The organism is Candidatus Tisiphia endosymbiont of Stenodema calcarata (genome assembly GCF_964030695.1).
Taxonomy (GTDB): Bacteria; Pseudomonadota; Alphaproteobacteria; order Rickettsiales; family Rickettsiaceae; genus Tisiphia.
This window is the reverse complement of record NZ_OZ034911.1, coordinates 864,066-879,689: the sequence shown is the minus strand read 5'-3', so window position 1 is coordinate 879,689 and position 15,624 is coordinate 864,066. Positions and strand designations below refer to the sequence as shown.

The following is a 15,624-nucleotide window of genomic DNA, read 5'->3' as shown; positions in this document are numbered from 1 at the left end:
GGTAAGAATGTTTGTTAATAAAATTTTAATGATTACTGGAGGTACGGGGTCATTTGGTAACACAGTGATGAAACGATTACTAGAAAGTGATATTAAAGAAATTCGCATATTCAGTCGGGATGAAAAAAAACAAGAAGATATGAGGATTGCTTTCAATAATCCAAAGCTTAAGTTTTATATTGGAGACGTAAGAAATTATGATAGTATTTACTATGCTATGAAAAATGTTAATTATGTGTTCCATGCTGCAGCCTTGAAGCAAGTTCCATCATGTGAATTTTATCCGATGGAAGCAGTACGAACTAATGTACTGGGAGCTGAAAATATGATGAATGCAGCTATTGCCAATGGTGTTGAGCGGGTTGTGGTACTCAGTACTGATAAGGCGGTATATCCTATCAATGCCATGGGTTTATCAAAAGCAATGATGGAAAAATTGTTGATAGCTAAAGCTCGAATGAGTTCTAAAGGAGATACCATCCTGTGTTGTACTCGTTATGGTAATGTAATGGCTTCCCGGGGTTCAGTAATACCTCTTTTTGTTAATCAAATTAAAGAGGGGAAACCGCTAACTATTACCGACCCAAATATGACACGTTTCTTAATGTCACTTGAAGATTCTGTAAATTTAGTGTTATATGCTTTTGAACATGGTCAACAAGGTGATATTTTTGTGCAGAAATCTCCAGCTTCAACGATTGAAGTATTAGCTCATGCTATAAAAGGATTATTTAATGCTAATAATGAGATTCGTTTAATTGGTGTGCGTCATGGAGAAAAGATCTATGAATCTTTGATTTCTTGTGAGGAGATGGTTAAAGCTGAAGATTTAGGAAATTATTACAAGATTCCTGCTGATAATCGTGATCTCAATTATTCAAAGTTTTTTGTAGAAGGAGATCTAAACGTTGCTTCTCTAACTGACTATACATCATCTAATACAGAAAGATTGAATATAGAACAAGTTAAAAAACTTTTACTAACACTTGACTTCATTAAAGAGCAACTTAATGCTTAAAGTAATGACCATTATTGGTACTCGCCCAGAACTTATTAAAATGTCTAGAGTAATTTCTGAGTTTGATGAGTATACTAATCATATTTTGGTTCATACAGGGCAAAATTTTGATTATGAACTAAATCAGGTTTTCTTTGACGATCTTAACATTCGTAAACCAGATTATTTTTTAGAAGCTGCTGTTAGTGGTAATGCAACACAAACCATTGCACGCATTATTGAGAAAACTGATGAGGTTTTAGGAAAAGAACAACCAAATGCATTGTTGCTTTATGGTGATACGAACTCCTGCCTTTCAGTTATCGCAGCCAAAAGGCAAAAGATACCAGTTTTTCACATGGAAGCTGGCAACCGTTGTTTTGATCAAAGAGTACCAGAAGAGCTAAATCGTAAAGTAGTTGACCATTTAAGCGACATCAATATAGTTCTAACTGAACATGCCCGTCGTTACCTTATTGCCGAAGGTGTATCGCCAGAGCGAATTATCAAGTCTGGTTCGCATATGCAAGAAGTGTTAGGTTATTTTATGCCTAAAGTGCATCTATCAAATGTGCTAGATAGGCTAGAACTTCAAGCTCATCAATATTTTTTAGTCAGTATTCATCGTGAAGAGAATGTAGATGTGTCAGCCAATTTACAGGACTTACTTAATACTTTACAGATGTTGGTTAAAGAATATGATATGCCCGTGATTGTATCAACACATCCTCGTACACGTCAGCTGTTAGAAAAATTAGGTATTAAAGGTTTGGATAAACAAATTCGGTTTTTAAAACCATTCGGTTTTCTAGATTACATAAAATTGCAAATGGAGGCTTTTTGTATTTTATCTGATAGTGGTACAATTACTGAGGAAGCTTCTCTTCTTAAATTACCAGCAATTACCATTCGTAATACTCACGAAAGACCTGAGGGTATGGATGAAGGTGTTTTGATAATGAGTGGTCTTAAAGTAGAAAATGTTCTAGATGCTGTGCGTATTGTAACCAAACAACATAGTAAATATAGTCATTTACAAACAATCGTTTCAGATTATAATGCTGGCTTAGTATCTCAAAAAATACTCCGTATCGTTTTGAGCTACGTGGATTATATTAATAGAGTTGTGTGGTTTAAGTGAATTAGTACCACCTAAATGTACATAAAGGTTTGTATGACTAGAATATCTCAGGCTAATTTGCCTTGTCGGTTCTCTCAATCTCAAATGAAAGAGTTTGCACTACTTGCAAGCAATAAGATTATTGATGCAAAAAATAATGGTATGTATTATCTTGAGCCATTTAAACACCTAGTAATCGATAATTTTTTACATGCTGATTTAGCTCAAAGTTGTTTAGATAATTTTCCTTCCCCTAATGAAGATATATGGGATAGAAGCTATGATGAAAATATTGAGATAAAACAAAGGACTATATGGAAATCAGAATTTGATATACCGGAAGCTATTGTTGATACTATTCGTTTGCTCAATTCGTCTATATTTCTTTTAGCCTTATCAGAGACTTTTAATATTAGAAAACTTGTGCCTGATCCATATTTTACTGGTGGAGGGCTTAATGTCACAATGCCAAATGGTTTATTAGATGTACATGTTGATGGTAATTATCATGATGCAACGGGACTTAATCGTCGTATGAATGTTATTATATATTTGAACCCAAAATGGCAAGAAGGATGGGGAGGAGAATTTGGAATCTATAATAATAATGGCGAGAATTGTTTAAAAAAGCTTGCTCCATTATTTAATCGTCTTGTTGCATTTGATACGCACGATAAAAGCTATCATGGTTTACCAGATCCATGTAAATTTCCAGAAGGTGAATATCGTAAATCGATCATTTTATATTACTATACAAAAGCCCCTCGGGAATCTATTAATAATATTATTGACAAACCTCATAGAGCTCTGTGGAAAAAACGTAATTTTACTGATAAGGATGGTAATATTATTAGAGAATATAGCTGAGATTTTATGAGTAGTAGTTTAATGAAGATACTGCAAGTGAATGGATACGAATCACCAGGTCGTAGATTTAGTGGATTATCTATAACACCACTTCTCAAAAAATATGGTATTGAATCTCGTCATTTAATTTGGGAGAAGGATACTCAAAATCCAGAAATACTAACTTTTGAAGGAGCAATAGCTCGAAAAATTAATCGGGTAATTAATAAAATAGAACGAATTACTTCTTTACAGTCAATACTGCATTTGAACGCTTCGCGAATGATCAAAATGCCGGCCTTTAAAGAAGCTGATCTTATTCACCTTCATATTATAAGTTCAGGATATTTTTCTATATCAGATTTATCAAAGATTACCAAGCTAAAGCCAACGGTTTGGACTTTGCATGATCCTTGGGCTATGACAGGACATTGTATTCATCCGTTTGATTGTAAACGTTGGATGACTGGTTGTGGTAATTGTCCTGACCTGACTAGCCATATACCACTTGCTAAGGATAATACTAGATTTTTATTTAATTATAAGCGTGCAGCTTACAAGAGATCTGATTTCGATATCATTGTAGCCTCAAAATGGATGCAAGATATGGTTAATAATTCACCAATGTTTGAGAATAAACTAGTTCATTTAGTGCCATTTGGGTTAGATTTAAACTTCTTTTCTGCTGCTGCTTGTCCAAATGCACGAAAGCTATTTGATATTCCTGAAAATGCTTTGGTAATATGCTTTCGGGTAGAGCAAAATGAGTTTAAAGGAGTACCTTATATTATTCAGGCACTCGAACGTATTAAGTCAAATCAGCCAATTTGCTTATTGACTTTGAGTAGTGGAGGAGCATTATTACAGCAATTTGCCGACCGATTCCAGATAGTAAATCTTGGTTGGACTAATGATGAAGAATTAGTGCGGGAGGCATTGGTAGCTGCAGATATTTTTTTAATGCCATCAGTTGCAGAAGCATTTGGCATGATGGCAATTGAAGCAATGGCCTGCGGTAAACCTGTAATTGTTTTTGAAGGTACTTCATTGCCTGACGTTACTTTTGCTCCAGATATTGGTTTGGCAGTACCTATGCGTGATGGAGAAGCTTTGTACTTAGCACTACAACACTTAATTGATAATCCGGATGAATGTAAACGGCGAGGACAAAAAGGTAGAATGATGGCTGAATTGCATTATGGAGATGAAGCCCAAGCTAAAAAGTTAGCTGATATTTATAATAGGGTTGTTGCTAGATGAAAATTTTACTTTTAACAGATATGCCTCCTTGTCATAATTTTACTGCAGGATTAGTGCTAGACCGTTTAATACGGTTTTTACCAATTGAACAAATTGCAATTTGCTCAATTGTACACCCCCACCTTAAACCAATCATACCTAAAGAATTAGAGATAATTCCTCACCTTAAATTGATAAAACCTCGGGAAATGGCTCCGAGGAGATTATGGGGCAAAGCAGGTAGATTACTAGCACTTGTCTTTGAGTTAATTCAAGCAATGCGGGTAAAATACTCAATATTACCGCAAATTGTTAATTTTGCAAAACAACAGCAAGTTGATGCATTATGGGTGGTGTTGGAAGGTCAAACTATTGTACGTTTAGCTAGACCTCTTTCTTGTAAGTTAGCATTACCATTATTTACTCAAGTATGGGATCCTTTCGAGTGGTGGTTGCGTGAGAATAATATTGATGTATATACTAGGCGACGACTTCTAGCAGAGTTCGATGAGGTCATAAAACATAGTAAGTCATGTGCATCTGCTTCATGGGCAATGTCAAAGACTTATTCGCATAAATACGGTGTGCGTAGTATACCTGTAATTGCTAGTTTACCTAATAAATTTGCCAAGATACCTGCAACAAGACCACATGAGAATAGAAATGAATTTATCATTGCTATAGCAGGACAATTATATGCACAAGATGCATGGCAATGCCTTATTAATACTCTAAATCAAGTTAATTGGTCTATAGCAGGAAGGCGAATTCGTCTTAGAGTCCTTGGGGCTCACTTTCAGGTATATACTCAGACGCCAACTAATTTCGAATATCTAGGATGGCAGTCACAAGAAGAAACCATCAATTTCTTAGAAGATTCAGATCTCCTGTACATGCCGTACTGGTTTTCAGAAGAGTATCGTCTTGAGGCTACCAATAGTTTTCCTGGAAAATTGGTCTCCTATTTTGCCGCTGGTCGTCCTGTTTTTTGTCATGCACCATATTATGCATCACCTACTAGATATATAGCCAAGCATAATGCAGGGATTTTGTGTACATCTATGGATTCTCTAGTTGTTTTGCAAAAACTAGAACATGCTATCCTAAATACAACTTCATATGCAATAGTGACAAAAAATGCTACTGCTTGTTTTTTGATGGACTTTACTTTAGAGCATATGCAAAAAACATTTTTTGAGTTTTTAGGATTAGATAGTGCATCAAAAAATAACTTAAAGAATAAATTCTCTGAAGTATATGATAAGAATATTTTTGGAGGCTCTGTATCACGTTCTGGCGAAGGGTCTGATCTATTACAGACGGAAATTGTTAGAAACGAGATACCAAAGATTATTAGAGAATTTAAAATTAAAACCTTTCTTGATGCTCCATGTGGTGATTGGTATTGGATGCAAAAGACAGAGCTTGAAGTAGAACAATATATTGGAGTTGATATTGTAGATGCTTTGATAGAAAAAAATAAAGAAGAATTTGGTAATACTACAAGAATATTTAAAGTTTTGAATCTAACTAAAGACACTTTACCAATAACTGATCTTATTTTTTCACGAGATTTACTAGTACACCTAAATTTTGAAGATGCATTTAAAGTAATAGCTAATTTTAAAAAATCAGGTGCTACTTATCTATTAACAACAACATTTGTAAATAGAGGGTTAAATGAGGAGCTTAAAGAAACTTTTTGGCGTGTTTTAAACTTGCAACAACCACCGTTTAATTTTCCAAAACCAATTTTATTAGTGAATGAGGGTTGTACAGAAGATGGGGGGTTATATTCTGATAAAAGCTTAGGACTTTGGTTATTAAAGGATATCTCATTATCATTTAGACAAGTTATGTGAGGTATTTCAATGAGCAATAGCCTCTTTTATCCAAAAGTTTCAATCGTTATTCCCGTTTACAACGGTGCTAATTATATGCGTAAAGCAATAGATAGTGCAGTTGTTCAGACTTATAAAAATTTAGAAATTTTAGTTGTTAATGATGGATCAAATGATAATGGTGAAACGGAACGTATAGCTTTATCTTATGGTAACAAGATTCGTTATTTTTCCAAACCAAACGGTGGGGTAGCTTCAGCCTTAAATTTGGCAATTAAGGAAATGACAGGAGAGTATTTTTCGTGGCTTAGTCATGATGATGTTTACAATCCAAATAAAATTGAACATCAAATTAATATACTTAATACTCTTCCCAATCGTAATACGATTATTTACGGTGGATATGAAGTTATAGATCATAAATCCAAATCACTGTCTTTTACAAGACCAGATAAAATATTATCAGTGGAAAAATGTAATATCCCATTATTCCCTCTTATGCGAGGATTAATTCATGGATGTACTCTTTTAATACCCATAAAATATTTCCGTGAAATTGGTACTTTTAATGAAACATTATTAACTACCCAAGATTATGCTCTTTGGTTTGAGTTTTTACGGATAGCACCTATTCATTTTGATGATCGTATTTTAATTAAAAGTCGTATTCATCTAGACCAAGGAACACATAAAATTACTAGCCATATGAATGAATGTAGTGAATTATGGTCTAGGTTTCTCAGAAGGTTAACTTTAGAAGAAATGACTATAATGGAAGGATCACCTTATTTATTTCTGCATCGTACTAGTGTTTTTCTTGCATATTACCAACAACCATCTAAGCTAGCTGAATCAATGGCTAATGCTCTTTTAGCTGACATTAAGATTAGTGTAATTATGCCAATTTATAATAGAATTGATTTGGCAATTGAGTCTATAAAGAGTGTTATTGCACAAACTCATAAGTGTTTTGAATTGATTATAGTAGATGATGGTTCTGAAGATGATGTATCTAGGTTAATTGAGGAATGTAATAAAGATAGTAGAATTAAATATATTCGTAAGGAAAATGCAGGACCAGCAGTGGCACGTAATCTAGGTATTAAACATGCATCTGGGCAGTACATAGCGTTCATTGATTCTGATGATTTGTTTTATGACAATAAACTTGAGGTTCAATTGAAGTTTATGGAGGATAATAGTTTGTTATTCTCGCATACTTCTTACCATAGAATAGATTGGGTTGGAAATTTGATAAAATATATAAGCTCTGGTACTTTTAGCAAGCAAGTTTTTCCAAATATTATTACTAAATGTCCAATAGCAATGTCTAGTGTAATGGGAAAAACCTCCCTTTTTATGTCAAACAAATTCCCTGAAAATATAAAGATTGGTGAAGATATATGCTTGTGGATATCTATAGCAAGCAAACATGATATAGAAGCAATTGATTTGGCCTTATCATGTGTTAGAGTTAATTATGGAATTAGTAATTGTTTCAATAATAAAAAAATGACAATAAGGTTAATTAATATTTCCTTATTTGTTATGAATGATGAATATTTAAGTCAATTTGATAAGCAAGTTAAACCTTTACTATTATCCGCAACAAAGATACCTAGCTTTTCATCAAGTAAATTAATAAAATTTAATGACGTACCTACTGTATTATTTAAGAGTTACAAACCTAATATAATAGTACAATTAATTTTGATGATCGTAAGATCACTGCGTGTAGATGGTTTTAGAATAACGTGGAATAAAATTTGTAGGAAACTAGGTATACTCCAATGATGGTTTTGATACTGTCTTAAGAGCACCAAACAAAATGCTAAGCATTATGTAAAAACATAAACAAACTGTTGGTGGTAAGTTATGGTAAAAATAAATCCTTCTTTAAACCAGTTTGTTAGAAGACAAACATTAAATTAGGATTAAAGTAATTCTTCAGCAACCCAATCTCCACCTACTTTACTCTCAAAAGAGCAATTAAAATCAATTTATTTGCAGCTTTTCAGTGGAGAAAATGCTAGAATAGTCTTAGAAGATTTAGCCTACATAAGTGGTGTGTATCGCAGCAATTTCATGCGGCAAGAAAGCAACTACACCGCTTTCAATGAAGGCATGCGAGCTTTGTTTTTGTACATATGCTCGCAAGCGTCAAAAGATGATGGAGTGGATAATATTGAAGGAAATTTATAATGAGGATAGCTTATGAGTACGAATAGTAAAACATTGGTATCGTTAGACTATGCGATTAAATATTTACTCAAAGATAAAGGTGATTATGAAATAGTCGAGGGCTTTATTTCGGCTATACTTAAAGATGCTGGTTACTTACCAGTAAAAATCACCGCTTTACTAGAGAGTGAGAGTAATAAAGAACGTAAAGACTTAAAGAAAAGCGTAGCTGACGTTATCGTTGAAGACCAGCAAGGTCATAAATATATTGTGGAAATAGATCGTTCAACTACCCACACTTTTCTCCACAAAGCTTGCTTTAATAGTTGTCGGTTGATTGTTGATAATATCAGCTCAGATCAGGATTATAGTGATATCAAAAAAATATTTCATATCAACTTAATATATTTTGTGTTGAGCGATATAAGCTCTCCATTATATCACGGTCAGACTATATTTAGAAAAATGGACAGGGAACATCCAGTAGACTTACATCTTGCTGATATGGGTTGTAGGTTTTTTGATGTTCACAATGTATTTCCTGAATATTTTGTTATTTCCGTACCGCTTTTTGATGGTATTATAAAAGATGAGTTGGATGAGTGGTTATATTTTGCCAAACATTCTGAGGTTAAAGATGATTTTAAGTCGCCTTATATGAAGAAAGTAGCAGAACGTCTGAGTGTTCTAAAAATGACTCCAGAAGAACGTCAGCACTATCAGAATTATGTCAATGAATCGCTAAAAGAACGTGATTATATAGTTGCAGCTAGAACTGAAGGTAGAGCTGAAGAAAAAATAGCAATGGCAAAAAAAATGCTAAAAGAAAATTTTTCTATAGAAACTATAAGTAGAATAATAGAACTATCCATAGAAGAAATAGAAGTGCTACGTGAGAATTTGGCTGAAGACACAACTACTGTACTTGACGAAAATTAAATAGGAAGGGTATTGAATTGCTGTATTGGAAAAATAGAACGACCGTTGTTCATAACTGTTGAAAGTTAAAAAAGATATTATTTTTGTAAAAACATATTAGTGGAAGAAATTTTTGGTATATACTGCAAAAAATTGAAGAATTTAGAAGAGAAAATTCTATGTGGATCAAAAACACTAACATTAGTATGATAGTTATGTGGTCAAAACGATGTCATAGCTGGTTAACAATAATATTTTGTTTAATAATTAACAGCTATTCAACTATTTATGCTTCTAATACAAATATTGCAAATAGATTTGCGACAAAAATTGCTATTGTAGATATACACTCTATTCTAGAACATTCTGTAGCAATCCAGTCTATAAGAAAATCTGTAGACCAAATAAGCGAGAAAATTCGACAAGATCTATCAAAGAAGGATGGAGAGCTAAAAAAAATAGAGAATCTATTAATGGAAAAACGTAACTCTTTAAGCGAATCAGCTTTTGAACAAGAATTTAGTCTTTTTGAAAAGGAAATAAACATAGCACAAAAAGAAATACGAGATAGGAAAGTACGTCTTGAGCAAGCCCATGCTGAAGGTATAGGAAAAGTACAAGAAGCAATAACAAAGATTATAAGTGCTTTAGCAGAAAAGTATAATCTTGATCTAGTTATACCTAGTACTCAAATTTTATTTGCTAAAAATAGTCTGAATATTACACAAGAAGTGATAGCAGAACTAAATAATAAATTAAAACATGTTACAATTAAATACGAATAATTTGTTATAGAGGTTTATCAATGACAGAATTTACTCCCATTACAGTAGCTTATGGTGATGGTATAGGTCCAGAAATAATGCAAGCAGTACTGTATATTTTAAAAGAAGCTGAAGCAAGAATACGTATAGAAATGGTGGAAGTAGGAGAGAAATTATACCAGAAGCATTATACTTCAGGGATAGCACAAGATACTTGGGAATCATTGGCAAGAACTAAGATTCTTCTAAAAGCCCCTATTACCACTCCTTTAGGTGGTGGGTATAAAAGTTTAAATGTAACTCTTAGAAAAGCCTTATCTCTTTATGCAAATGTTCGTCCTTCTGTCTCTTATGCTCCTTTTGTTAAAACACTACATCCAAATTTGGATACAGTTATAGTACGGGAAAATGTTGAAGACTTATATGCTGGAATTGAATATCGCCAAACTCACAATGTTTATGAATCTCTTAAACTAATCAGCAGAGTTGGTAGTGAAAGAATTATTAGATATGCCTTTGAATATGCGATAAAAAATAACCGTAAAAAAGTCACATGTTTTAGTAAAGATAATATTATGAAACTTTCTGACGGAATTTTTCATAAAGTTTTTGATGAAATTGCTGGTGAATATAAGCAGATTCAAAGTGACTATTATATAATAGACATAGGCACTGCAAGACTGGCAACTCAGCCAGGATTATTTGACGTCGTTGTAACTTCAAATCTGTATGGGGATATTATATCTGACGTAGTAGCAGAAATTTCTGGATCAGTAGGACTTAGCGGTTCTGCTAATATAGGTCAAAATTATGCTTTATTTGAAGCGGTACATGGCTCTGCCCCGGATATTGCAGATCGTAACTTGGCTAATCCTTCTGGTTTACTTAACGCAGTAATTATGATGCTAATTCATATTAAGCAAAAGGATATTGCTGCATTAATAGAAAATGCTTGGAAAAAAACCATTGAGGACGGAGTTCATACTGGGGATATCTATGATGAGAAAATATCTAGTAAAAAAGTTGGAACTAAGGAATTTGCTGATGAAGTAGTGAAAAGACTAGGCTCCAAACCTTCTAAGCTCGCAGCAGCTGCATATTCATCATCAACTGCACAAGAAACTATTGACACGATATATTCGATTAATACTAAAGAAGCTAAAGAATTGGTAGGTAGTGATATATTCATACAGATGGAGGCTTTGACTGCCCATGATGTAGCAGCAAAAATTCAAACTATCAATTTAGGTGACTTAGAATTAAAAACCATAGCTTCCATGGGACTTAAATTATGGCCAAGAGATGAGATATTTGAATTGCTGTCTGACCATTGGTGTTGCCGCTTTATGGCAAAGAAAGATGGGGAAAGAGTAACGCATTTATCTATAGCCCATTTACTTGAAGCTCTAAGCAATGCAAAAATAGACTTTATTAAAATTGAAAATCTATTTGAATTTGATGGGAAAGCTGGATATTCGCTTGCTCAAGGAGAATAGAATATTTATGTTTTTTGTTATCGGTTATGGATTAATCTTACTCGGAATTATAGCAATATTTTCCGGGATTGTTGGACTTTTTAGATTTCCTGATTTCTATACAAAAATTCATGCTGCTAGTATAATTGAATGTTGCGGCGTACCTTTATCACTTGTTGGGCTTGCCTTTTTACAACATGATTTTACTAGCTCTTTTAAATTAGTTTTTGCCTCTATATTGATTTTAATATTAAACCCGGTATCTACTCATGCAATTGGCAAGGCTGCTTTATTAAGAAAAACTAACCTAAAAACCTCAATTTCGGATTAATGAAATTAATCCGAAATTGGAATGAGAAAGTAAACAATCAGGCTTAAAGCGGTTTGACGCCTGATTGTTAAATATTTCATTTGCTAATAATCTTATTTTTATATCAATAAAAATAAGATTATTAGCGATAATAGATTAAAATGCATTCGTAGAAGCGTTTCAAGAATGCATTTTTCTGAAGAACTTAAATTATTCTAGCCAGTTTTGGATTAAAATTTTTAAATTTAATCCAAAACTGAGGTTAAAACAATTGATCGCTTATTTATGATACTAGAAATAATAAATTTTCAACTAGCTAGCTGGTTGCTTATGGTAATCCTTATAATGCTTGCCATCGTATCAATTAAGATTATATTTTGTAATTCTTTATTAGAAACAGTAGTAATAAATTCTGTTTTTAGCTTACTTATTGGTTTATCTTATCTTCTTATGGACGCTCCAGACGTGGCAATGACTGAGGTAGCTCTAGGTAGCTGTTTGTCTAGTTGTGTCTTCCTAAGCTTTCTCACTAGATTGCAAGATATACAGAAATGTGATCTTAAACCAACACGAGTAATAAGTTCATCAATTATATGTTTAATGTTCATAGTAACATTTAGCTTTGCAGGACTTGATTTACTAGAATATGGATCTATAGATTCTCCTATACAAAGTCACCTAACCAAATATTATATTGAAAATACTAAAAGTGATATTGGTATTCCCTCTTTTGTAGCAGCACTACTAGCTAGCTACAGAGGTTATGATACTCTTGGAGAAACGGCAGTCATTTTAATTGCTGGAATATCGGTATTATTGCTATTTTCACAAAAAAGTAATGAACATGCTTAAAGATTTTATCATTATAAAACATTCTACTCTTTTTATCTTACCTTATATATTTTTATATGGTCTATATATTCAAATTAATGGTGATGCATCACCAGGAGGCGGATTCCAAGCTGGAGCTATATTTGCTTCTATGATAATTGGTTTTGATTTAGTTCATGGTCAGTTCAAATTAAAACAATATTTTTCTACTGATTTACTAGTTGGTATGGCTACTATCGGGGTACTTATCTATGCCATGACCGGTATGGTATCAATATTATTTGACGATAATTACTTAAACTACTATTCTCTTGCAAATGATAAATTATTAGCTCAACATATTGGTATCTTTATCATTGAAATTGGCGTTGGACTTTGCGTTGCATCGGTTATGTGTTTAATATATTCTATAACTCGATAATCAAGTTTTTTAGAATTATTAAAAGATACGTCTATTAGCGAGGAGTCGCTGGAAGCGGTGACGCGGCAATCTTGTGAAGTAGGGACAAGTATTACTTCAAAAAATTGCTACGATGCCGCTTTTCGCGGCTTCTCGCTAATAGACGGTTAAGGAAAAACTTGATTATCGAGTTTAAGCCATAGTAATAGTTATAGAATTTTAATGGATATAAAAACATAATGATTAACAATAAATTAGTACGTAACTATACTTCTGCTTTATTTGATAATGCATTGGCAAGTAGCTTGGAAGATAAAATATTACAGCAGATTACCATTATTAATCAATTTATCGAGGATAATCCGCAAATCAAGGCTGTTATATTTTCTCCTATAGTAAAGGATATTGACAAATGTAAAATAATTGAGTTAATTACAAAAACCTTTAATATCGAATCTATAGTTAAGCGGTTTTTGTTAATATTACTAAGGCATTCACGTATGCCTATTTTATCAAACATAATAGTATTATACCAACAACTACTTAATAACAGCAGAAATATTAAAATGGTAAAAGTAACTTCTTCTAAATCTTTGCAAACTAGAGAGAAAGAATGGTTAACAAAATATTTAGCAGATGACTTTCAGCAGAAGGTTGCTATAAATTTTTGCCAAAGTCAGTCAATTATTGGCGGTATTGTGGTGCAATATGATAGCATAGTTAGGGACTATTCTATTGCTGGAATGTTAGAAAAAATAACGAAAACCTTGAAAGCTACAAAGATAACCGGAAGTTCGATGTAACTTGTTACATTGAACTTCCGGGATACATATAACGCGAATTTGGGATAAGAATTAACAATTCTTATATCGAATTGAGGTACAAAGATAGGTTAAATAAATTTTATATGAGGAATAACTATGGGGTCTACCCAACAATTAAAGGCTGTTGAACTTGCTGAAATATTAAAAAAAGAAATTGCTAATATTGATCAGCTTAGCGATTTACGAGAAGTAGGGCAGGTTGTAACAGTTGGTGATGGTATAGCTAGGGTATATGGTATCGATAATGTAGAAGCTGGCGAGGTAGTTGAGTTTGCGTCAGGCGTGAAAGGTCTTGCTCTTAATCTTGAAACAGACTCTGTAAGTATTGTATTAATTGGTAGTGATCGAGAAGTCAAACAAGGTGATGCGGTAAAAAGAACTGGAAAGATTTTACAAGTACCAGTTGGCAAGTCATTGCTTGGTAGGGTCGTTGATGGTATGGCAAATCCTATTGATGGTAAAGGCGAGATTATAACTGATACATATAGGAATATAGAGGAAAAAGCTCCGGGGATAATTGTTAGAAAAAGTGTTAAAGAACCGGTGCAAACGGGTATCAAAGTGATTGATGCCCTAATTCCTATTGGTAGAGGTCAGAGGGAGTTAATTATTGGTGACAGGCAAATAGGTAAAACCGCTATTGTTATAGATACTATTATTAACCAAAAACAAGCTCATCTTGACGGCGATGAAAAAAATAAAATTTATTGTATTTATGTAGCTATTGGTCAAAAAAGATCAACTGTTGCACAGGTAGTAAAAAGATTAGAAGACTCAGGAGCAATGGAATATACCACAGTTGTAGCAGCTACTGCCTCTGATCCTGTTGCGTTACAATATGTTGCCCCTTACACTGGTTGTAGTATTGGTGAGTATTTTCGTGATAATGGTATGCATGCACTAGTTATTTACGATGATTTAAGTAAACATGCTGTTGCTTATAGACAAATCTCACTATTACTTAGAAGACCGCCGGGACGTGAAGCTTATCCAGGAGATGTATTTTATCTACATTCTAGGTTACTTGAACGAGCCGCAAAAATGTCAGATAAAGCTGGTGGTGGATCTCTTACGGCTTTGCCAATTATTGAAACCCAAGCAGGTGATGTTTCCGCATATATTCCAACCAATATTATATCAATTACTGATGGACAGATTTTTTTAGAAAATGAGCTGTTCTATAAAGGTATCAGACCGGCAGTAAATATTGGTATATCAGTGAGTAGGGTAGGGTCAGCAGCACAAGTAAAATCTATGAAGCAAGTGGCAGGAAGTGTGAAACTTGAGTTAGCACAATTTAGGGAATTAGCAGCTTTTTCTCAGTTTAGTTCAGACTTAGACGTTGCAACTAAACAACTTATTTCACATGGTACAAAGCTTAGCGAAATATTGAAGCAGGATCAATATAGCCCTTTCCCTGTTGAAGAACAAGTGGTTAGTCTTTATGCTGGGGTAAAAAATTATCTTGATAGTATTCCTGTTGAACGAATAAAAGAATTTGAGCATAGAATGCTACAAGAAATAAAACTGAGTGAAAACAATATTTTAGTATCTATTAGAGAGCAAGGACGAATTACTGAAGAAATGGAACAAAAGTTAAAAATTTTCTTAGAACATTTTGTGCAAAACTTTAATGCTTGTTCACTCGATAATCAAGTTTTTCCTTAACCGTCATAGCAAGGCTCTTTAGATGCCGTGGCGATCCAAGTAAACAGCGAAGCTGTTTTTTTAGAGTAACGCTTCGCGTATCCTAGATTGCCGCGTAGTCGCTTTTTCGCGACTTCTCGCTAATAGACGTATTTTTTAATAATTCTAAAAAACTTGATTATCGAGTGTTCAGTAAGTTAAATCGACTTCAGATTAAGATTAATTAGGTAG

The 15,624-nt window shown here is 33.4% G+C and carries 13 protein-coding genes and 1 pseudogene; all 14 read left to right on the top strand.

Translation table 11 applies throughout. The annotated features are described in order from the left end of the window. Window positions 1-7 precede the first annotated feature (7 nt). The 14 genes and pseudogenes from ACQH1W_RS03995 (at window position 8) to atpA (ending at window position 15,414) form a co-directional block, all read left to right on the top strand. Complete coding sequence (locus tag ACQH1W_RS03995; protein WP_341761268.1) at window positions 8-1,018, top strand: polysaccharide biosynthesis protein; 1,011 nt, start codon at window positions 8-10, stop codon at window positions 1,016-1,018. After that, window positions 1,011-2,138, top strand: a complete 1,128-nt coding sequence (gene wecB, locus ACQH1W_RS03990; RefSeq protein ID WP_375333129.1) for a non-hydrolyzing UDP-N-acetylglucosamine 2-epimerase — start codon at window positions 1,011-1,013, stop codon at window positions 2,136-2,138. The genes ACQH1W_RS03995 and wecB overlap by 8 nt, the downstream gene beginning before the upstream one ends. Window positions 2,139-2,171: 33 nt before the next feature. Next, complete coding sequence (locus tag ACQH1W_RS03985; RefSeq protein ID WP_341761266.1) at window positions 2,172-2,984, top strand: 2OG-Fe(II) oxygenase; 813 nt, start codon at window positions 2,172-2,174, stop codon at window positions 2,982-2,984. A gap of 6 nt (window positions 2,985-2,990) precedes the next feature. Continuing rightward, entirely contained in the window at window positions 2,991-4,223 is a 1,233-nt protein-coding gene (locus ACQH1W_RS03980; RefSeq protein ID WP_341763237.1) for a glycosyltransferase family 4 protein, read from the top strand. Beyond that, window positions 4,220-6,064 (top strand): hypothetical protein, encoded by a 1,845-nt coding sequence (locus tag ACQH1W_RS03975; protein WP_375330994.1) that lies wholly within the window; start codon window positions 4,220-4,222, stop codon window positions 6,062-6,064. The genes ACQH1W_RS03980 and ACQH1W_RS03975 overlap by 4 nt, the downstream gene beginning before the upstream one ends. 9 nt (window positions 6,065-6,073) lie before the next feature. After that, the gene (locus ACQH1W_RS03970; RefSeq protein ID WP_375333128.1) at window positions 6,074-7,837 is read left to right on the top strand and encodes a glycosyltransferase family 2 protein; all 1,764 of its coding nucleotides are present in this window, start codon (window positions 6,074-6,076) and stop codon (window positions 7,835-7,837) included. Window positions 7,838-8,047: 210 nt separating this feature from the next. Continuing rightward, complete coding sequence (locus tag ACQH1W_RS03965) at window positions 8,048-8,245, top strand: hypothetical protein (RefSeq protein WP_375333127.1); 198 nt, start codon at window positions 8,048-8,050, stop codon at window positions 8,243-8,245. Window positions 8,246-8,257: 12 nt separating this feature from the next. Next, the gene (locus ACQH1W_RS03960; RefSeq protein WP_375333126.1) at window positions 8,258-9,163 is read left to right on the top strand and encodes an Rpn family recombination-promoting nuclease/putative transposase; all 906 of its coding nucleotides are present in this window, start codon (window positions 8,258-8,260) and stop codon (window positions 9,161-9,163) included. A gap of 158 nt (window positions 9,164-9,321) precedes the next feature. Further along, entirely contained in the window at window positions 9,322-9,927 is a 606-nt protein-coding gene (locus ACQH1W_RS03955) for an OmpH family outer membrane protein (RefSeq protein WP_375333125.1), read from the top strand. A gap of 20 nt (window positions 9,928-9,947) precedes the next feature. After that, window positions 9,948-11,402, top strand: coding sequence for an NADP-dependent isocitrate dehydrogenase (locus tag ACQH1W_RS03950; protein ID WP_425360937.1), 1,455 nt, complete (start codon window positions 9,948-9,950; stop codon window positions 11,400-11,402). Window positions 11,403-11,409: 7 nt separating this feature from the next. After that, window positions 11,410-11,712 (top strand): Na+/H+ antiporter subunit G, encoded by a 303-nt coding sequence (locus ACQH1W_RS03945; protein WP_341763243.1) that lies wholly within the window; start codon window positions 11,410-11,412, stop codon window positions 11,710-11,712. Window positions 11,713-11,976: 264 nt separating this feature from the next. Further along, a pseudogene (locus ACQH1W_RS03940) lies at window positions 11,977-12,943 on the top strand (DUF4040 domain-containing protein). Window positions 12,944-13,161: 218 nt separating this feature from the next. Continuing rightward, complete coding sequence (gene atpH, locus ACQH1W_RS03935; protein ID WP_341763244.1) at window positions 13,162-13,725, top strand: ATP synthase F1 subunit delta; 564 nt, start codon at window positions 13,162-13,164, stop codon at window positions 13,723-13,725. Between the two features lie 117 nt (window positions 13,726-13,842). Further along, the gene (atpA, locus tag ACQH1W_RS03930) at window positions 13,843-15,414 is read left to right on the top strand and encodes a F0F1 ATP synthase subunit alpha (protein WP_341763245.1); all 1,572 of its coding nucleotides are present in this window, start codon (window positions 13,843-13,845) and stop codon (window positions 15,412-15,414) included. The last annotated feature ends 210 nt before the right edge of the window (window positions 15,415-15,624 follow it).